The organism is Xylophilus sp. GOD-11R, from assembly GCF_033546935.1.
GTDB lineage: Bacteria > Pseudomonadota > Gammaproteobacteria > Burkholderiales > Burkholderiaceae_C > Xylophilus.
Map to the genome: position 1 here is coordinate 3,805,919 of NZ_CP137854.1, position 19,789 is coordinate 3,825,707.

The 19,789-nt window shown below is 68.3% G+C and carries 14 protein-coding genes; 3 read left to right on the plus strand and 11 right to left on the minus strand.

Going from position 1 to position 19,789, the window contains the following annotated elements; genetic code table 11:
• Positions 1–40: 40 nt before the first annotated feature.
• The 4 genes from aroC to R9X41_RS17660 all read right to left on the minus strand — a co-directional run bounded on the left by aroC (position 41) and on the right by R9X41_RS17660 (position 3,615).
• The gene (aroC, locus tag R9X41_RS17645; protein WP_318631748.1) at positions 41–1,141 is read right to left on the minus strand and encodes a chorismate synthase; all 1,101 of its coding nucleotides are present in this window, start codon (positions 1,139–1,141) and stop codon (positions 41–43) included.
• A gap of 24 nt (positions 1,142–1,165) precedes the next feature.
• Positions 1,166–1,621 (minus strand): CBS domain-containing protein, encoded by a 456-nt coding sequence (locus R9X41_RS17650; RefSeq protein WP_318631749.1) that lies wholly within the window; start codon positions 1,619–1,621, stop codon positions 1,166–1,168.
• 104 nt (positions 1,622–1,725) lie between these two features.
• The gene (locus R9X41_RS17655; protein WP_318631750.1) at positions 1,726–3,009 is read right to left on the minus strand and encodes a YihY family inner membrane protein; all 1,284 of its coding nucleotides are present in this window, start codon (positions 3,007–3,009) and stop codon (positions 1,726–1,728) included.
• Positions 3,010–3,042: 33 nt separating this feature from the next.
• Entirely contained in the window at positions 3,043–3,615 is a 573-nt protein-coding gene (locus R9X41_RS17660) for a hypothetical protein (protein ID WP_318631751.1), read from the minus strand.
• 163 nt (positions 3,616–3,778) lie between these two features.
• Here R9X41_RS17660 and R9X41_RS17665 point away from each other — a divergent pair, with 163 nt between their 5' ends.
• Both R9X41_RS17665 and R9X41_RS17670 read left to right on the plus strand, forming a co-directional pair.
• Positions 3,779–4,180: a DUF2069 domain-containing protein gene (locus R9X41_RS17665; RefSeq protein WP_318631752.1), complete on the plus strand. Its 402-nt coding sequence runs from the start codon at positions 3,779–3,781 to the stop codon at positions 4,178–4,180.
• A 32-nt stretch (positions 4,181–4,212) separates the two neighbouring features.
• Complete coding sequence (locus R9X41_RS17670) at positions 4,213–5,649, plus strand: FAD-binding oxidoreductase (RefSeq protein WP_318631753.1); 1,437 nt, start codon at positions 4,213–4,215, stop codon at positions 5,647–5,649.
• A 40-nt stretch (positions 5,650–5,689) separates the two neighbouring features.
• On the opposite strand, the gene R9X41_RS17675 is transcribed toward R9X41_RS17670, so the two are convergent.
• The 5 genes from R9X41_RS17675 to R9X41_RS17695 form a co-directional block, all read right to left on the minus strand.
• Complete coding sequence (locus R9X41_RS17675; RefSeq protein WP_318631754.1) at positions 5,690–9,400, minus strand: hydantoinase B/oxoprolinase family protein; 3,711 nt, start codon at positions 9,398–9,400, stop codon at positions 5,690–5,692.
• A gap of 135 nt (positions 9,401–9,535) precedes the next feature.
• Positions 9,536–10,450: a LysR family transcriptional regulator gene (locus tag R9X41_RS17680; RefSeq protein ID WP_318631755.1), complete on the minus strand. Its 915-nt coding sequence runs from the start codon at positions 10,448–10,450 to the stop codon at positions 9,536–9,538.
• A complete protein-coding gene (locus R9X41_RS17685; protein WP_318631756.1) occupies positions 10,447–12,348 on the minus strand; it encodes a glutamate cyclase domain-containing protein in 1,902 nt (633 codons plus the stop codon). The genes R9X41_RS17680 and R9X41_RS17685 overlap by 4 nt, the downstream gene beginning before the upstream one ends.
• Before the next feature lie 332 nt (positions 12,349–12,680).
• Positions 12,681–13,880 carry an MFS transporter gene (locus R9X41_RS17690; RefSeq protein ID WP_318635265.1) on the minus strand — a complete coding sequence of 400 codons (1,200 nt, stop codon included), beginning with the start codon at positions 13,878–13,880 and terminating at the stop codon, positions 12,681–12,683.
• 247 nt (positions 13,881–14,127) lie between these two features.
• Positions 14,128–15,726 (minus strand): hypothetical protein, encoded by a 1,599-nt coding sequence (locus tag R9X41_RS17695; RefSeq protein ID WP_318631757.1) that lies wholly within the window; start codon positions 15,724–15,726, stop codon positions 14,128–14,130.
• Between the two features lie 179 nt (positions 15,727–15,905).
• On the opposite strand from R9X41_RS17695, the gene R9X41_RS17700 reads away from it, so the two are divergent.
• Positions 15,906–16,769: an LOG family protein gene (locus R9X41_RS17700; RefSeq protein WP_318631758.1), complete on the plus strand. Its 864-nt coding sequence runs from the start codon at positions 15,906–15,908 to the stop codon at positions 16,767–16,769.
• A 137-nt stretch (positions 16,770–16,906) separates the two neighbouring features.
• Here R9X41_RS17700 and R9X41_RS17705 read toward each other — a convergent pair whose 3' ends face one another.
• Both R9X41_RS17705 and rmuC read right to left on the minus strand, forming a co-directional pair.
• The gene (locus tag R9X41_RS17705) at positions 16,907–18,100 is read right to left on the minus strand and encodes an MFS transporter (RefSeq protein ID WP_318631759.1); all 1,194 of its coding nucleotides are present in this window, start codon (positions 18,098–18,100) and stop codon (positions 16,907–16,909) included.
• 71 nt (positions 18,101–18,171) lie between these two features.
• On the minus strand, positions 18,172–19,713 hold the full coding sequence (rmuC, locus tag R9X41_RS17710) for a DNA recombination protein RmuC (RefSeq protein ID WP_318631760.1): 1,542 nt from the start codon (positions 19,711–19,713) through the stop codon (positions 18,172–18,174).
• Positions 19,714–19,789 lie beyond the last annotated feature (76 nt).

Below are 19,789 nucleotides of genomic sequence, written 5' to 3' on the forward strand. Positions count from 1 at the left end.
TTTTGGCGCCTCGGAAGGAATACTGGCTCGCCATCGTCTGTCAGAGCAGCGATGCCCGGATCGGCTCGGCTGCCGGCGGCGTCACGTCGCCGCACTGCGCGCGGTGGCGCAGTGCGTGGTCGATCAGCACCAGCGCGAGCAGGGCCTCGGCGATGGGTGTTGCGCGGATGCCGACGCAGGGGTCGTGGCGGCCCTTGGTCACCACATCCACCGGCTGGCCGTGCACATCGATCGATTCGCGCGGGCTGATGATGGAACTGGTCGGCTTGATCGCGATGGACACCTCGATGTCCTGCCCGGTGCTGATGCCACCGAGCACGCCACCGGCGTTGTTGCTGGCGAAGCCGCCCGGCCGCATCGAGTCGCCGTGAAAGGTGCCGCGCTGGGAGACGCTGTCGAAGCCGGCGCCGATCTCCACGCCCTTGACCGCGTTGAGGCCCATCATCGCGTAGGCGATGTCGGCGTCGAGCTTGTCGTAGAGCGGCTCGCCCCAGCCCACCGGCACGCCGTGCGCCATGACCCGCAGGCGCGCGCCACAGGAGTCGCCGGCCTTGCGCAGTGCGTCCATGTAGTCTTCGAGCGCCGACACATCGGCGACGGGCGCGTAGAACGGGTTGTTGGGCACGTGCGACCAGTCTTCGAAGCCGATCGGCACTTCGCCGATCTGCGTCATGCAGCCACGCAGCGCGATGCCGTGGTGCTCGGCGAGCCATTTGCGGGCCACCGCCCCGGCCGCCACGGTGGGCGCCGTGAGCCGTGCCGAAGATCGCCCTCCCCCGCGCGGATCGCGAATGCCGTACTTGTGCCAGTAGGTGTAGTCGGCGTGGCCGGGCCGGAAGGTTTCGGCGATGGCCGAATAGTCCTTGCTGCGCTGGTCGGCGTTGCGGATCAGCAGGGCGATCGGCGTGCCGGTGGTGCGTCCTTGGTAGACGCCGGAGAGGATCTCGACCGCGTCGGCCTCGTTGCGCTGGGTGACGTGTCGGCTGGTGCCCGGGCGCCGACGATCGAGCTCGACCTGAATGTCGGCCTCGGAGAGTTCCATGCCTGGCGGGCAGCCGTCGATGACGCACCCGATGGCCGGGCCGTGGGACTCACCGAAATTGGTGACCGAGAAGAGTTTTCCGAATGTATTGCCGCTCATAGGGCGGCGATTATCCCAGCCCGCTCAGGTGGGTTGCTCTTCATGGTCCTCCGGCCAATCCCGGATGTAGGCCTTGAGCATCTTGTTCTCGAAATTCTGGCTGTCGACCACCGCCTTGGCGACGTCGTAGAAGCTGATGACGCCCATCAGCATGCGCTGATTGAGCACCGGCAGGTAGCGGGCATGGCGCTCGAGCATCATGCGGCGCACTTCGTCGAGTTCGGTCTCGGGGGTGCAGGTGAGTGGCGCCTTGTCCATCGCACCGCGTACCGTCTTGCTGCCGACGGCGTTGTCGTTGGCGACGATGGTCTGGATGACTTCGCGGAAGGTCAGCATGCCGACCAGATCGCCGTGCTCCATGACGACCAGCGAGCCGATGTCGCGCTCGGACATGACCTCGACCGCCTTGGCCAGGGAGTCGTCGGGCTCGACGGTGAAAAGGGTGCTGCCCTTGACGCGGAGGATGTCGCTGACTTTCATGGGGGGTCTCCTGGCGGGATCGGAACGTGTGCGGACGCCGCCAGTGCTTCGAGCGGCACCGGCCGCATCACTATAGCCCAGGCCGCCGGCGCCGTGCGGTCTTTTCAGATGACGTCGGCCAGGCGCAAACCCGCCATGCCGGTGCGCTCCCAGACCGGGCGCGTGCCGGCATTGCGCTCCAGCAGCAGGCGCTCGGCGAGCGGCGCGACCGGCGTGGCGGCCATGTCGACCAGCAGTACCAGGCGCGCCGGTTCGCCGTCGCGGGCCTCGCGCAACTCGCCAATCCAGTCGAGCTCGACCAGCGCCTCGATCACCGGCTCGATCTGCAACGCGTCGACCTGCAAGGTCTGGGCAATCTCCACCGGATGTCGCCCATGCATGCCGGCGCGCTGTGCCGCACGAAGGTGAGCCAGCACTTCCAGCGCCAGCTGGAACGACCACCCTGCCCCGCCGGTGCGCCGCACGGCGCCCGCCAGCAGGCTCGGCAGATAGGCCACGCCCACCGCCCCCATCAGCACGATGCTCCAGGCCACGTAAATCCACAGCAGCAGGATCGGCATGCTGGCGAAGGCGCCGTACATCACCGAATAGGTCGGCACCGCGCCGATGTAGACGCCGACCGCCTTCTTGGCGATCTCCAGCGCCGCCGCGGCTGCCACGCCGCCGCACCATGCGTGCACCCAGCGCACGCGGGTGTTGGGCACGAAGTGGTAGAGCCCGGCGATGCCACCGGCCAGCAGCAGGAACTCGACGCTGTTGAGCATCAGCTTCAGCGTGCCGGGCACCGCGCCCACCACCTCGCGCGAGAAGGTGATGACCGATGCCGTCGTGGCCAGGCTCAAGGCCAGCAGCAGAGGCCCGAAGGTGATCGCCGCCCAGTAGATGAGCAGGCGCTGCGCCAGCCCGCGCGGCCGGCGCACCCGCCAGATGCGGTTGAGTGTGCGGTCTATGGTGAGAATGAGTGCCAGCGCGGTGATGACCAGCGCGCTCAGGCCCGCCGCGCCCAGGCGGCTCGCCTTGCTGGCGAACTGGGTGAGGTAGCCCAGCACCTGTCGCGCGATGCCTTCGGGCACCAGGCTGGCCACCAGCCAGCGCTGCAACTGCTCCTGCATCTTGCCGAACATGGGGAAGGCGGTGAAAAGCGCCAGCGCCACCACGAAGAAGGGCACCAGCGCGAGGATGGTGGTGAAGGTCAGGCTGCCGGCGGTCAGCGCCAGTTGGTCGTCTCGGAAGCGCTCGCGCAGCAGGCCGGCCGCGCGGCGCCAGGGAAACGCAGCCAGGTCGGTGGCCAGCGCCCGGGCGCGACGGCGCCATCGGGCAGCCAGGGCACGCAGGCGTTGTTCGGAAAGGAGAGCGCGGGAGGGCGCCTGCAATGGCGGCAGGGACATGGTCGCGATGATGCCATCGCGACCGCGCGCCTTTCAGGGTGCGCGAGTGTCCGTCCAGGGGCGAAATCGCCGGGCCACGCCGGCGATCAGTCCCAGGCCACCCACCAGCAGGGCGAGGGTATCGGCGTCCGGCATGGCCGACACCAGGCCGAATATCTCCGCGTCACTCTGGGCGTCGGCCCGGCCGCGCGGCTGCAGCACCACGCCGTCGCCTGCGCTTGAATAATCGCCGGGGTTCAATCCGGTGAGGCGCGCCGATGACAGTCGATAAACATCCGCCATATTCTCTTCCAGATTATTCGAAGACGAAATCGAATTATTGGAGAGCCGCGCAGTACCACGGGCCGAAAAGTAATCCTTCAAGGAAACGACCCGGAGATCGAAGTCGCCGACAGGCGCAGAAGCGGATCCGTCCTCGATCAATTGGCGGCGGCCACCGCGCGATACGTCGACCGGCCCGTCGAAGGAGCGAATCGGCGCGGGCGCGGCGATTCTCACCTCGTTCGCGGCGGGCAGATTCGCAGCATGCGCGGACGGCGCGGCGGCCCCGAGCAGGACGATCGTGAATCCGCAAGCTCGTTTATTCATCGAAAATCCCTTGATCATTTGGCAAATAATATTCTGACGATGCGTCAGATTCAGGTCGCGATAATCCCACCCCATAGCCCATGCCTCAATAGACCGAATGGTTTCAAATTTCCCGTGACGGCCTCACAGGGATTGCCATATAAGCGGCCGCCGTCGGCGCCCGGCTATCATTCGCGGCTTCATGTCTCAGCCCCAGCCGCCTCGATTCGTAAGCCGCACCCGCGCCCTGGCCGTCGCCTGCCTACTGGGGTTGATCGTGCTCAGCCTGGCCTGGGAGCTGCTGCTCGCGCCGCTGCGTCCGGGCGGCTCCTGGCTGGCGCTCAAGGCCCTGCCGCTGTGCCTGCCGCTGGCCGGCCTGCTCAAGCACCGCATGTACACCTACCGCTGGGTCAGCCTGCTGGTCTGGCTGTATTTCGCCGAAGGCGTGGTGCGGGCCTGGGGCGATCCGATGCCCGGCCGGTTGCTGGCCGGCCTGGAGATCGTGCTGTGCCTGATGCTTTTCGTCGCCTGCGCCCTGCATGTGCGCCTGCGGCTGCGCTCGCCGCGCGAAGCGAACGTCGCCGTGGCGACCCCGATTCCCTGAACGAAGACAAAACCTCCCTGCCCGACAACGCCATGACCACCACCACCGACCTCACCCCCCTGCTCGCCGGCCTCCGGCAGATCGTCGGCGACGCCAACGTGCTGACCGAGGGCGACCTCACCGGCTACGAGCAGGACTGGCGCAAGCGCGCCCGCGGCCATGCGCTGGCCGTAGTGCGCCCGGCCACCACGCCGGAAGTGTCGGCCGTGGTCAAGGCCTGCGCCGCCGCCGGCGTTTCGCTGGTGCCGCAGGGCGGCAACACCGGCCTGGTAAGCGGCTCCACGCCCGACGAGTCCGGCCGGCAGGTGGTGTTGAGCCTGGCGCGCATGGCCGCGATCCGCGAGATCGACCCCGACAACCTCACCGTCACCGTCGAGGCCGGCTGCGTGCTGCAGAACCTGCAGCAGGCGATGGAAAAGGAAGGCTTTCTGTTCCCGCTGAGCCTGGCCGCCGAAGGCAGCTGCATGATCGGCGGCAACCTGGCCACCAACGCCGGCGGCACCCAGGTGCTGCGTTACGGCAATGCGCGCGAACTCTGTCTGGGCCTGGAAGTGGTCAACGCGCAGGGCGAGGTCTGGAACGGTCTGACCGGCCTGCGCAAGGACAACACCGGCTACGACCTGCGCAACCTGTTCGTGGGCAGCGAGGGCACGCTGGGCGTGATCACCGCCGCCACGATGAAGCTGTTTCCCCTGCCCGCCGCCACGCTCACGGCCTGGGCCGCCGTGCCGTCGATGCAGTCGGCGGTCGCCCTGCTCGGACTGGCGCAGAAACACCTGGGCGCCAACCTCACCGGCTTCGAGGCGATGGGCCAGTTCGCGCTGTCGCTGGTCGGCAAGCACATGCCGCAGCTGCGCGTGCCCTTCCTGGGCGATGAATCGGCGCCCTACTGCGTGCTGCTGGAGAATTCCGACAGCGAATCCGAAGAGCACGCCCGCGCCCAATTCGAGCGCCTGCTCGAAACCGCGTTCGACCAGGGCGTGGTGAGCGATGCCGTGGTGGCTGAGAACATCGGTCAGGCCAACGTGCTCTGGCACATCCGCGAAAGCATTCCGATGGCGCAGTCCGAGGAAGGCCTGAACGTGAAGCACGATATTTCGGTGCCGGTGTCCAAGATCGCAGAGTTCGTGGAAGTGACCGACGCCATCCTGCGCGAGGCGATTCCCGGCGTGCGCCTGGTGAACTTCGGCCACCTGGGCGACGGCAACCTGCACTACAACGTGCAGGCACCGGAGAACGGCGATCCCAAGGCATTTCTGCGCGATGAAGAAGAGCGCATCAACGACCTGGTCTACCGCTCGGTGGCCAGCTTCGACGGCTCGTTCTCTGCCGAGCACGGCGTGGGCGGCATGAAGGTGGACAAGCTCGAAGAGTACGAAGCGCCGGCCGCCCTGGCCATGATGCGGGCGATCAAGCACGCGCTCGATCCGCAGAACACCATGAACCCGGGACGCATGCTGGCCGCCTGACCCGCCCGCCAGCCGGCGATAGCGGGCCGGTCAGGCCGGTTCAGCCCGCGTCGCCATACCCGCCGCCGCCGGGCGTCTGGATCTCGAACACATCGCCCGCCGCCATCGGCACCTGGGCGATGTGGCCCAACTCCTCCACGCTGCCATCGGCGCGCAGCACGCGGTTGACGCCCACGGCGCCGTTGCCGCCCCCGGCCATGCCGAACGGGCCCTGTAAACGGCTGTTCGACAGGATGCTGGCCGTCATCGGCTCCAGGAAGCGCACCCGCCGCACGCCGCCGTTGCCGCCGTGCCATTGGCCACGACCGCCGGAATCGGGCCGGATGGCATAGGTGTCCAGCCGCACCGGGTAGCGGAATTCCAGAACCTCCGGGTCGGTCATGCGCGAGTTGGTCATGTGGGTCTGCACGACGTCGGTGCCGTCGAAGCCGCGGCCTTCACCCAGGCTGCCGGCACCGCTGCCGCCGGCGATGGTTTCGTAGTACTGGTAGCGCTCGTTGCCGAAGGTGAAGTTGTTCATCGTGCACTGGCTCGCCGCATTGGTGCCGAGCGCGCCGTAGAGCGCGTTGGTGATGCAGCTCGAGGTCTCGACGTTGCCCGCCACCACCGAGGCCGGCGGCGCCGGGTTGAGCATGCAGCCCGGCGGCACGATCACCTCGATCGGCTTCAGACAGCCGGCGTTGAGCGGAATGTCGTCGTCGACCAGCGTGCGGAACACGTACAGCACCGCCGCCATGCAGACCGCCGTGGGCGCATTGAAGTTGTTGGTCTGCTGCGCCGACGTACCCGTGAAATCGACCACCGCCGATCGCGCCGCCGCGTCCACCCGCACCGCCACGCGGATCTGCGCGCCGTTGTCCAGCGGCAGGGTGAATTCGCCGTTCTTCAGCCGGGTGACGGCGCGCCGCACGGCTTCTTCGGCGTTGTCCTGCACATGGCCCATGTAGGCCTGCACCACCTCCAGGCCGAACTGCGCCACCATGCGCCGCAGCTCCTGTACGCCCTTCTCGTTGGCCGCGATCTGCGCCTTCAGGTCGGCCACGTTCTGCTGCGGATTGCGGCTCGGGTACTCGCCGCTGGAAAGCAGCGCCACCGTTTCGGCCTCGCGGAAGCGGCCGGCGTCCACCAGCAGGAAGTTGCTGATGCGAACGCCCTCCTCCTCGATGCGGGTGGAGAACGGCGGCATCGAGCCCGGCGTGGTGCCGCCGATGTCGGCCTGGTGCCCGCGCGAGCCCACGTAGAACAGCGGCGGCTGCGAGCCGTCGGCCGGGGCGTCGTCGAGGTAGACCGGGGTGATGACCGTCACGTCGGGCAGGTGGGTGCCGCCGTGGTAGGGGTCGTTGAGCGCGTAGACATGGCCCGGCCGCATGCCGGCCGCGTTGTCGCGGATCACGGTCTTGATGCTCTCGCCCATGGAGCCCAGGTGCACCGGCATGTGCGGCGCGTTGGCGATGAGGTTGCCTTCGCGGTCGAACAGCGCGCAGGAGAAGTCGAGCCGCTCCTTGATGTTGACCGAGTAGGCGGTGTTCTGCAGCTGCAGTCCCATCTGCTCGGCGATGTTCATGAAGAGGTTGTTGAACACCTCCAGCAGCACCGGGTCGGCCGTGGTGCCGGCCGCATAGACCAGCTTGCGTGCTTCGGTGCGCTCCAGCACCAGGTGGTCGAGCGCGGTGAGCGAAGCGCGCCAGCCGGGCTCGACCACGGTGGTGGCGTTCTTCTCCGCGATGATCGCCGGGCCGGCGACCCGGTCGCCCGGTCGCATGTCTTCGCGCACCACCAACGCCGCCTCGCGCCATTGCCCGCCGGAGTAGAGCCGCACCGTCTCGCGGCGCGGCACGTCGCGTGCCGGGTGCAGTGCGTGGGTCGGCTCGGCGGGTGCGTCGCCGCCGATCACCGCCTCGACCGACACGGCTTCTACCAGCAGGCCCTTGCCCTCCATGAGAAAGGCGAAGCGCTGGCGATAGGCCTTTTCGAAACCGGCGCGAATGGCCGCGACGGCCGACGCAGCATCCGCGCCTTCCGGCTGGAAAGGCACGACGAGTGCCGAGTCGCTGCCCTCGTAACGCACATGCACCCGGCGGCGCAGGGCCATGACGCCACCGCTCAACTCCTGGCTCTGCAGTTGCGCCGCCGCCATGGTGGCGAGGTCGTCGAGCTGCGCCAGCAGATGCGGCACTGCCTCGGGCGACAACACGCGCTCCACCGCCTGCTCGCGGATCACGCTCTGGTCGGCCAGTCCCATGCCGTAGGCGCTGAGCACGCCGGCCAGCGGATGCACGAAGACGCTAGTCATGCCGAGCGCGTCGGCCACCAGGCAGGCGTGCTGGCCGCCCGCGCCGCCGAAGCACTGCAGGGTGTAGCGGGTGACGTCGTAGCCGCGCGCCACCGAGATCTTCTTGATGGCATTGGCCATCTGCTGCACCGCGATGTCGATGAAGCCTTCGGCCACGTCCTCGGCGCTGCGGCCGGTCTGCGTGGCGAGCTCGGCGAAGCGCTGGCGCACCACTTCGGCATCGAGCGCCTCGTCGGCACGCGGGCCGAACACGCGAGGAAAGAAATGCGGCTGGATCTTGCCGAGCATCACGTTGGCGTCGGTCACCGCCAGCGGCCCGCCGCGCCGGTAGCTGGCCGGGCCCGGGTTGGCACCGGCGCTCTGCGGCCCCACGCGGAAACGCGACCCGTCGAACTGCAGCAGCGAACCGCCGCCGGCGGCCACGGTGTGGATGCTCATCATTGGCGCCCGCATGCGCACGCCGGCCACCTGCGTCTCGAACTCGCGCTCGAACTCGCCGGCCAGGCCGCCCCGGAAATGGCTGACGTCGGTGGAGGTGCCGCCCATGTCGAAGCCGATCACGTCGTCGAAACCGGCGAGGCCCGCGGTGCGCGCCATGCCGACGATGCCGCCGGCCGGACCCGACAGGATCGCGTCCTTGCCCTGGAAGCGCCGCGCGTCGGTCAGCCCGCCGGAAGACTGCATGAAGAAGAGCTTCACGCCCGGCATGTCGCCCGCCACCTGCTCCACGTAGCGCCGCAGGATCGGGCTCAGATAGGCATCGACCACCGTGGTGTCGCCCCGGCCGACGAACTTCATCATCGGGCTGGTCTCGTGCGAGGTGCTGACCTGGCTGAAGCCGACCTCTGTCGCGATGCGCGCTGCCGCCTGCTCATGCGCCGTGTAGCGGTAGCCGTGCATGAAGACCACGGCCACGCTGCGCAGGCCGGCGTCGAAGGCAGCCTGCAGCTCGCGGCGCAGCGCGGCTTCGTCGAGCGGCAGCAGCACGTCGCCGTGCGCGCCGACACGCTCCTGCGCCTCGATAACGCGGCCGTAGAGCAGCTCGGGCAGCACGATGCGCCGGTCGAACAGACGTGGGCGGTTCTGGTAGGCGATGCGCAACGCATCCCGAAAACCCGGGGTGGTGACCAGCAGGGTCGGCTCGCCCTTGCGCTCCAGCAGCGCGTTGGTGGCCACGGTGGTGCCCATCTTCACGCACTCGACGAGCGCCGGCGTGACAGCCTCGCCGGCTTTCAGGCCGAGCAGGTGCCGGATGCCGGCGACGGCCGCATCGCGGTACTGCTCCGGGTTTTCGGACAGCAGCTTGTGGGTGACCAGGCTTGCGTCCGGCCGCCGGCCGACCACATCGGTGAAGGTGCCACCCCGGTCGATCCAGAACTGCCAGCGGTTCGGTCGGCTCGTTCGCGCGGGAGATTCGGAAGAAGCGGAAGGCGTCGGGGAAGCGGTTGGGTCTTGCATGGAAGAGCGAAGAAGGCGTCGCGGCCGGAACGTTGGAAGAAGGGGCGGAACAGCCGCGATTGTCGGCAGCGAGGGGCGCGCTTCGCAAACAGAAAATTTTTCGTTCAGTCCATCGAATTCTTCGATGGCCGCCACTCAACCAGGACGGCGACCACGGGGCCGCACGGTCGCCTGCTGCTGCTCGATGAAGGCGAACACCGCCTGCGCCACGTTTTCGATCACATCCGAGCCCGGATCGGCGCGATAACTGGCGTGGATCGGCAGCGAAGGCAGCGCCGGCTCGAAACGCAGCACCTTCAGCCGGCCGGCGGCATTGAGCTTTTCCGCCGCCGCACGCGGCAGGGTCGCCACGCCGAAGCCGCTTTCGGCGAGCTGGGTCATGGCCGAGATGGACGACATGGTGTGCACCCGTCGCGGCTCCAGGTCGGCTTGGCGAAACATGTCGAGCAGGTCGATATGCGGCTGCGATCCGCGCTGGAAGGTGAGCAGGTCGAGCTCCACGATGTCCTGCGGCCGATAGCGCGTCTTGCGGTGGATGCCCGCATTGCCGACGAGCACCATCTCCATCGGCGCGAGCGGGCGTGACCGCAGGCCGTCGGCCACCGCCGGTTGCGCGGCGAAGATCAGGTCCAGCGTGCCGCGTCGCGCCTGTTCCAGCAGCACCGGCGTGGTCTCCACGCTGAGCTGGAATTCCAGGCCCTCGTGTTCGGCGCGCAATCGCTCCACCGCCGGCACTAGCCAGGCGTGCAGCACCGAGTCGATGGTGCCCAGGCGCAGCGACACGGCCTGACCTTGCACGGCGCCCATCTCCAGACGGATCTCGCGCTGCATCTCCAGCAGCCGCTCGGCATAGGCAGCGAAGCGGATGCCGGCGACCGTCAGGCGAAACCGGCGGTCGCGGCGGTCCAGCAGCAGCACGCCGAGCTCTTCTTCGAGCGCAGCGACGCGGCTGGACATGGCCGACTGGGTGAGGCAGAGCTTCTCGGCGGCACGGGTGACGCTCTTGAAGGTGACGACCCAGTAGAACGCTTCGACGAAACGCAGGTTCAAGCGGTGGTGGAGGAAGCCGAGGACGGCGCATTGTGACGCGCGTCTTCCACCCGCCGGGGCGGCGCGATCATCACGTGGCCGTGGTCACCGATCAACTTCTGCAGGCTCTCCACCTTGGCCGGATCGGTCGAGGTGGTGTAGACCAGGACCGGCGCCGGCCGCTCGACGGCCGTCAGGTGGGCCGGCGCGCCCCGCGCCGGTTTGCTCGCGCCGATCTTCTCGGCCTGGTACTCCATTGGGTCGATCAGCGGTACCTGCGACAGCCCGCACTGGTCCATGGCGCGGCGGATCTGCGGGGCCAGCGCCGGGTAGTGGGTACAGAGCATGAAGACCGAGGTGGCATCCTTCGGCACCTGCTGGACGTAGCTTCGCACCGCTTTATCGAGGCGCTGCTGCACGGCCGGATCGAGGCTCTGGTGCGCGCCCTCGTTGACCAGCGTGGCCAGGTCGGGACAGCCCACCATGCGCAGCGCCGGGCCGCCTTTTTCGCGAACCGTGTCCGGGTAGCGCGTGCTTTTTGCGGTGGCCATGGTCGACAGCCCGCAGGGCCGCGGACCACCCTGGGCGACGATGGCATCGGCCGACACCTGAATGAGATCGAGCACCGGCACTTTGACACCGCCGGTGGCGAATTTGAGGTTGAGGCAGGCGGTATTGCAGGCCATGGCGATCTCGTTGATGCTGAGATCCCGGAGTCGCATCAGGCCTTGGTTGGTCATCGCGATCAGCTCGGCATCGGTCTTGGTGCCGTAGGGTGCGTTCTGGTGATCCAGCATGCCGACGAACTGGATATCGAGATGCGGAAAACGCTGGCGCAGGTACTTCTGCAGATTGGCCACGGCGATCATGCCGCCGTCGCTGGAGTCGAAGAAGCCGACCATGTGGCGTGCTGCGTCCGGGCTTCGGGCCTGCCCGGCCTGGGTGGGCGCGACCTGCTCCGCAGCCTGCAGATGGCGCAGCAGGTCGGCGTAGATTTCGGTATGGGTGGAGAGGCTCACGCCGTCCACGCCCGCACCGGCGCTGGGCGAACCGCTGCGGCTGACGCCGTCGATGGCGCCCGCGGCCATCGCCTCGTGCATCAACGCATGGAATTGCGCGGGCGTGGGCATCAGATCGAGCCGGCCGGCCTTGTGGGCGAGCAACGCGGCGATGGTGATCGCGCCGAGGTTCGAGTTCCACGAGGTGACCGGGATGTCGGCTTTCACAGCAGACGCCATGACCGAACCGTCACGCGCCAGCGGGATGCCGGACAGCCCACCCATGCCGGCCTCGTTGCCGCCGTCGCCGACCCCGATGGAAGTGACATGCTGCATGCGGTTGGCTTGCAGCAGCAGCTCGTCGAGGTCGCTGTTGAAGCCGTTGATGACCACGCCGCGCATGTTGCGCTTGACGCCCTCTTCGTTGCGCGCTGGGGTTTCCGAGGCGATCACCGTGTCGATGCGCCGATCGTGCAGCAGCCAGGTCGCGCGCTCCGCCGCCTGCGGGCCGCGTTTGTCCATCGTGACCACGCGCATGCCGAAAGCCGCCTCGGGGCTGAGCGCGGCCAGGGCACGGCGAAAGATGGGTTCATTGAGCCCGTCAGTGACGATGGTGGTTTCGCGACCCAGCCTGTTGAGCACATACGCCAGTACCGCCACGCCGATCGGGCCGTCGGTTTCGGCCTTGCCGGCCGCCACGTTGTACTGGCCGGTGAGCATGACGCAGCGGCTGTTGTGCAGCAGATGGTCGGCTGCGCGCATCGCCGCGCCGGGTTGGTGGAAGCCCGGCTCGGGCATCCCCTCGCCTGGATGGCGGAAGCCGACGATGCCGCGGCGTCGTACATGGGTCAGCAGCGCCTCGATGTATGCGCGGAGATCAGCCTCGGACAGAGCGACGCCGAGCGGCTCGGTCGCGGGCATCGACGGTAACAAGAAAGTTTCGGTGCTGGCCCTCTGCCGGTCGATCTCGAGCATCTTCGCGATGAAGTCGCTCTCCGGTTTCGATGTTTCCGTGAGACAGGTGACCATGCGGGAGCGCGCCTGACGTGGGCTGACCAGCGGATGGTTGACAGGCACCAAGTTGGAAGCGGCGTGGTCGGGGGACGAGGATCGGGGAAACAGCATGGCAGGCCTTTCTGCGCGGTTGAGGGGCGCGTTCAAAGTAAGCCGCGCCCCATCGCGCACCGCGCCGCCACGCGTAGGCATGTCGTGCAATCTGAAGTGGCCCATTGCCGCTTCAGACCACCTTCGCGCTAGCGCGCCGGCGCTGCGGGTGCCGGTTCCGCCACCATGCGATCGCGCTGCGCCAGGCCCGGAAACAGCCGGATCCACAGCACCGCCACCAGCATGGTGCCGACACCGCCCAGCACCACCGCGCCCACCGGCCCGAGCAGCGCGGCGGTGGCGCCGGACTCGAACTCACCGAGCTGGTTGCTGGCGCCGATGAAGACCGAGTTGACCGCGCTCACCCGGCCGCGCATGTCGTCGGGCGTTTCCAGCTGCACCAGCGACTGGCGCACCACCACGCTGACCATGTCGGCGCCGCCGGTCACCGCCAGCGCAACCACCGACAGCCACAGGTTGTGGGAGATGCCGAACACCAGCGTCGCCAGGCCGAAGATGCCGACGGCCAGCAGCAGCCGCTTGCCGACGTACCGGTCGAGCGGCCAGCGCGTGAGCACCACCGACATGACGAGCGCGCCGATGGCCGGAGCGGATCGCAAGATGCCGAGCCCCCAGGGGCCGGTGTGCAGGATGTCCTTGGCATAGATCGGCAGCAGCGCGACCGCGCCGCCCAGCAGCACCGCGAACAGGTCGAGCGAGACGGCGCCCAGCACCGGCTTGCGCGCCCAGATGAAGCTCACGCCGGCCAGCAGCGTCTTCATCGACACCGGCTCGCGCGGCGCGATCACCCGGGCATAGCGCAGGCGCGCCACCAGCACGCAGCCGATGACGAACAGCGCCGTGCAGGTGGCATACACCGCGCTCGCCCCCGCGACGAAGATCACGCCGCCCAGCGCCGGACCGCCGATGATCGCGGCCTGCATGCCACCGGTGGCGAAGGCCATGGCGCGCGGCAGCATCAGCGGCGGCACCAACATGGGCACCAGCGCCTGCTGGGCCGGCAGCTGGAAAGCCCGCACCGCCCCCAGCACCACCGACAGCGCCAGCAGCAGGCCGCGCCCGGCCCAGTGGCCTTCGGTGGCCCACACCAGCAGCAAAGACACCATGCCCTGCGCCAACAGGCAGGCCGCGACGATGTGGCCGCGATGGAAACGGTCTGCCACGTGGCCGGCGGCCAGCGCCAGCAGCAAGGCCGGAGCGAACTGGTAGAGACCGACCAAACCCAGGTCCCAGGCGCTGCCAGTCAGGTCGTACATCTGCCAGCCGATGGCCACCAGCAGCATCTGCTGGCCGGCTGTCCCGAAAAGGCGGGTGCCCCAGAAACGCATGAAATCCCGCTGCTGCAGCAGGTCCTGGAAACGGTAATCGGTGGCGGTCATCGAAAAAAATCGGCGGTCGAGGAGGCGCGGCTGGCGACTGCCACGCGCGTGACCGGGAGGATAGCGGTTCACTGTCTTCCATGTCTTGCCATCTTCTCGCACTGCCGCCGCGCCCTTGTCGCGATGACGGCACCTGCAGACACCAAGCTGCGCAAGCCGGCATGCTGCGCGGGCCGGGGCGCTACCTGTCCTCGTGTCATGGCAGCACGACCGAGGCTGGCAGGTGACGCCGCCCGGCCACGAGCACTTCCGGCAGCTCTTCGCCCAGGGCCAGGAGCCGGTCGAGATAGATGGTGGCGCACTGGCCCGGATCGGACTGCGCATGCCTTGCCTGCATCGTCGCGCGCAGGCTGGACGGATCGGCCTGGCCGGCGAAAGCCGGCAGGCGCGGATGCGCGAGCAGTTGCTGCCGCAGCGCCTTCATCATCGGCACGATCAGTACGTCGAACACGATGCGATCGGCTTGCGTGCGACTCAAGCCCAGGGCCATGCGCCGCCGCAGACAGTCGTGCAGCGCCACGACCTTGCGGGCGTTCTGCATCATCCATTCCGCTCGGAAGCGCTCGGTGTGGCGCTCCAGCAGGCGCAACGCGGTACGGCGCCGGCCCTGGCTTTCGAGGTGCACCGACGCCATACGAAAGCACAGCACCGCCAACGCATTGCTCAGCAGCCCGAAGCCGAAGTTGACGCCGACCCTGCGTCGCTCGTCGACCGAACGCGTGAATTGCGCATCCAGGGTGTCGACCAGCGCCGCCGCGCCGTTGAGCGCCAGCACCGCCAGCGTGCTGCGGGCCATTTCACCCAGCAGCAGCCACGCGGCCTCGGCCGGCCCGCGCGCGCCACCCGCCATCTCGTCGTACTGCGCGCGTAAGCCCTCCAGCATCGCGTCCGGCACGGCGCGCAAGCGTTGCGCCACCGTGCTGTCGGCCTTCTCCACGGCCCGGAACAAGTGTCGCTCGATCGGTCGGCCGTGGTCATCGGCGCCTTCCATCGTGGCGTGGCGCCGCAGGGCCTGCAGGCAGCTTTCGGCCAGCGTGGTCGCCAGGGCAGCGGTACCCATGGTGATGCCGGCGGTGGTCAGCATGCCCGGCCGATCGTGGCGAAAATCCAGCGCCACGCCCAGCAGCGCGAATGCGAGCGGATGGGCCAACTCACACATCAGGTCGCGGACATGGCCCGGCGCGAATTCCGCCTGCCGTTTCGCCACGGCCGCGCGCTGCTCGCGCACCTTTCGCATGGCGGCGCGACGCCTGGCTTTGTCGAGCGGCACGCCGTCGGGGCCGCACCGTGCCGGCACGGGAAATAAGTCCGATGCCGCGGCTGCTTCAAAGGCACGAGGACCCCACAGCGCATGCCCCAAAGCCGTCGCGGCCGGCATCGCCAGACAGCGCGACAACAGGTGTGCCAGCGCCACCGGGGCGGCCACGACCGATGCCGCGATCACCGCTTGGCGCAGGCCCTCGGCATAGGTTTCGGAATCGGCCTCATCACGTGGCTCCCAGCCCAGCCACGCGCCCTGCCCGTTGCGCGAAACGGCTGTCAAGGCCAGGGCGTTGGCGGCGAAGAACACAGCGGCCTGGATGCCGCTGGCAAAAAATTCGTGCAACACGTCTCCCACGGCGTGCACGCCTGCCGAAAAGCAGGAAGCGGCGGCAGCACCCGGACTGTGCGGCAGGTCGGCCAGAACCGATGCCTGCATCGGCAGAACCACGTGCGCCACCGGCGCTTCTAGGGGGTCCGGCGGTCTGCGGGAGATGGCCGGCGCGGCCTGGTTGCGAAGATAAAAGGCGAACATGACTTTCCCGATGGACCGGCACGAAAACTACGGCCGGGGCCATCCTTCCCGGGGCGAATGCGCCGTCGAAGCCATGAACCGCAACGCATTGCACCGATCCGAAACCGATAAGCCGACAGGAACGGGCCACGTCGGCGCGGCGCCCGATTCGCCGCATTTGTTTCCCTCACAATGGCGCAATGGACCGTACCCACAACCTCAACGACCGCCGCATCGCCGACGCCTGGGCCACCCTGCAATCGCATGCCGACAGCGGCAATCCGCTGCAGGGCGATGCCTACCGCCTGGCATTTTCCGATCCGGAATTTCTGGTGCGCCGGGAAACCCGGGGCATCCGGCTGCAGCTGGAAATGCTCAAGCCCGACCTCGACCAGCAGGCCCAGGGCATCGACAACACCATCGTGGTCTACGGTAGCGCCCGCTTCCTGGCGCCCGACGAGGCCCAGGCCCTGCTCGAAGCCGCCGAGGCCGAAGGCGACGAAACCGCCATCGCCGCCGCCCAGCTGAAGGTGCGCAACGCCCGCTGGTACGAGCTGGCGCGGCTCTTCGCCCGTCTGGTCGCCACCGACAGCGAAGCCCGTCCGCGCGAGGAACGGCTCTACATCTGCACCGGCGGCGGCCCCGGCATCATGGAAGCGGCCAACCGGGGGGCGCACGAGGCGGGCGCACTCAACGTGGGGTTGAACATCGCCCTGCCCTTCGAGCAGAGCGGCAACCGCTTCATCACGCCGAGCCTGTCCTTCAAATTCCACTACTTCGCGCTGCGCAAGATGCATTTCATGATGCGTGCAAAGGCGCTGGTGGCGTTTCCGGGCGGCTTCGGCACGCTCGATGAGCTGTTCGAGGTGCTGACCCTGGTGCAGACCGGCAAGTCCAAGCGCGTGCCCATCGTGCTGTTCGGCCGCGACTTCTGGACCCGCGTGATCAACTTCGACGTGCTGGTGGAAGAAGGCACGATTTCGGCCAAGGATCTTTCGCTGTTCCACATCACGGACGATCCGCAGGATGCCTGGGACTACATCCAGGCCTTTTACCGGCTTTGACTCTCCCCCAGGCTACGCACTTCGTGTCTTCGCCTACCCCCTTGCGGGGGCGGTTGCTGGCTTGGCGTAGCCTCGCCGCATCGCCCTGGAGGTAGTCGGCCTGCGCTTTGCGCTGGGCTCCGCCGGGGGGCTTCGGTTTACGGGCGATGCTCGGCGTGGCCGTCGCCGCGCTCGAGGCCCCGGACGGCGCGGGTGCCGAGGGCGACGACGCCGGAGACCATCCAGAAGACACCGCCGATGCCCAGCACCGAGCCGGCCGCGCCGAAGAGCACGGGCACCGCCACGCTGGACGCATTGATGACCATCAGCCGCAAACCCAATGCCTCGCCCTGGCGCGAGGGCGGGGTGATGTGGTGCAGCATGCTCATCACCATGGGCTGCACCGCGCCGAGCGCGAAGCCGAGCAGCACCGAGCACACGCCCATGCTGGTGGCGCTGTGCAGAAACGGGTAGACGGCGAACAGCGCGGCCGTGGTCAGGGTCGATACGGTGATCACGTCGCGCTCCTCTCGGCCGGCCGTGAGCGCCGGCAGCACGATGCGGATCAGCGCGGCGGCGATCGCGAACACGCCCAGGATGGTGCCGATGGTCGAAGCGCCAAGGCCGCGTTCGTGGCCCAGCAGCGGCACGACGAAGGCATGCACGTCCCAGCTCGACGATTGCAGCCAGTTGCAGAACAGCAGGCGCCGGAACATCGGGGCGCGCAGCAGGTCGATGGCGCTGCCCGATACGCCGGCCAAGCCGGCCGGGCGCGGTTCGGGATCGATTTCGACCACGCCACGGCCCAGGTACCAGGCCGCCAGCGGCAGCAGCGCCATCACCAGGAACGCGGCCCGAAAGCCCCACAGGTCGCCCGCCTGCGCACCCGCATGGTCGATGAGCAGGCCGGCGCCGAAAGGGCCGATGAAGTTGCCCACCGCCGGCGCGATGGCGAGCCAGCTGAAAGCCTGCTTGAGCTGCGTCGGATCGCTGGATGCCCGGCCGACGTGGCGCTGCAGCGCGATCACGACCGCGCCGGTCGCGCCACCTGTCATCAGCGCCGCGACACAGAACACCGGATAGAACGGAAAGATCGCCGCCAGGCCGGCGCCGACGCAGGACACTCCCGCTGCCAGCGACACCGGCAGCGCCACGCCGTGCCGGTCGGCGAAGCGCCCTGCCGGCAACGCCAGAAAGACCTGGGTGAGCGCGAAGAGTGCGATCAGCAGGCCGACCGCCGCCGCGCTGTAACCCTGCTGCAGGGCCAGCAGCGGAACGGCCAGCCGCGTGCCGGCCATGGTCGAGTGGATGAAGACCTGGATGGGAATGACGCGCGATAGCTGGGGACTCATCAGGGCTTGCTTCTTGTCTCGTTATTTCTTGGTTTTCTGCTTGATCGTCCGATGCGCAAGGCCGGGCCGCGCTATCCGGGCAGGCTGGGCAGCCCCTTGTCGGCCGGAGGTTCGGCGAAGAGGTCCGGATCGGGCAGCGCGCCTTCCAGCGCATTCGGCGTGAAGCTCTTGGTCGGCTTGACGCCGAGGTCGCGCAGCCGTTCGGCCTGGGCGATGGCATTGCCGCGGCCGGCCTTGAGCCGCTTGAAGGCTTCGCCGTAGGACTTCTGCGCCTTGTCGAGCGACTTGCCGATTTCCTCCAGATCGCCTACGAAGGCGGCGAGCTTGTCGTACAGGTCGGCGCCGCGCCGCGCGATTTCCTGCGCATTGCGGTTCTGCTGCTCCTGACGCCAAAGATGCGCCACGGTGCGCACCACGAAGAGCAAGGTCGACGGGCTCACCAGCAGCACGTTACGGCGCCACGCATCCATGAAGAGCTGCTCGTCGGCGCCCACGGCCAGCATGAAGGCCGGCTCGATCGGCACGAACATCAGCACGAAGTCCAGCGTCTTCAAGCTGTAGAGCTGCTGGTAGTTGCGCGCGGCCAGTCCTTCGATGTGCGAGCGCACCGAGGCCAGGTGCTTGCGCTGCGCCAGAGCGCGTGCCTCGTCGGTCTCGGCGCTGACGCATTCCTCGTAGGCGATCAGCGACACCTTGGCGTCGACCACCAGCTTGCGCTCCTCGGGCAGGTGGATGATCACGTCGGGCTGCGCCCGGCTGCCGTCCTCGCGCACATGGTTCTGCTGCACGTGGTATTCGATGTCGCGGCGCAGGCCGGAGGCTTCGAGCACCCGCTCCAGGATCAGCTCGCCCCAGTTGCCCTGCGCCTTGGAGCTGCCCTTGAGCGCGTTGGTCAGGCTGCGGGCTTCCTCGCCGAGCAGCTTGTTGAGGTCCATCAGCTGGGTCACCTGCTGCGACAGCGCCGAGCGCTGCTTGCCCTCGGCGTCGTAGAACTGTTCGACCTTGCCCTGGAAGTCGGCCAGGCGCATGCGCAGCGGATCGAGCAGGCCGCCGAGGCTGGCCTGGTTCTGTTCGGCGAAGCGTTTGCTCTTTTCTTCCAGGATGTCGTTGGCCAGGGTCTTGAACTGGTTGCCCAGCACCTCGCGTGCTTCCTGCAGCAGCGCGAGCTTTTCGCCGGATTGCTGGCGTTCGGCCGACAACTGGGTCTCCAGCGTGGCCTCGCGGGCGCGAGATTGCGAGAGCTCCGCCGCCAGCGACCGGGCGCGCTCCGCCGCTTCAGCCAACTCATGGCGCAAGGGTTCGACGCGGGCGGCGCGTTCCTGCCAGGCGGCGCGCTCGTCGCGGGCGGCGTCCAGGGCTTCGCGCTGCGCCTGGGCGTCGAGGCGCAAGGCGCGCGACTCTTCCATCCAGGTTTCACGCTCGGCGGCCAGCCCGCGTGCGCGCTCGGTCGCGGTGGCGATCTCTGCCAGGCTTTCGGCACGCGCACGCACCAGGGCGGCATCGGTCTGCGCGTCGGCGTCTTCGCGGAGCTTGCGCCGCGCCAACCACCAGCCACCGGCCAGGCCGAGCAATAGAGCGATGCAGGCGACGATCGCGTCGAGGGCTCCGGTCATGCGGGGCGCCCTCCGCAGAAACGGACGAGCGGAATACGGGAAAGGGTCATCAGGGGAATCGGAAGCAAGCAAACCA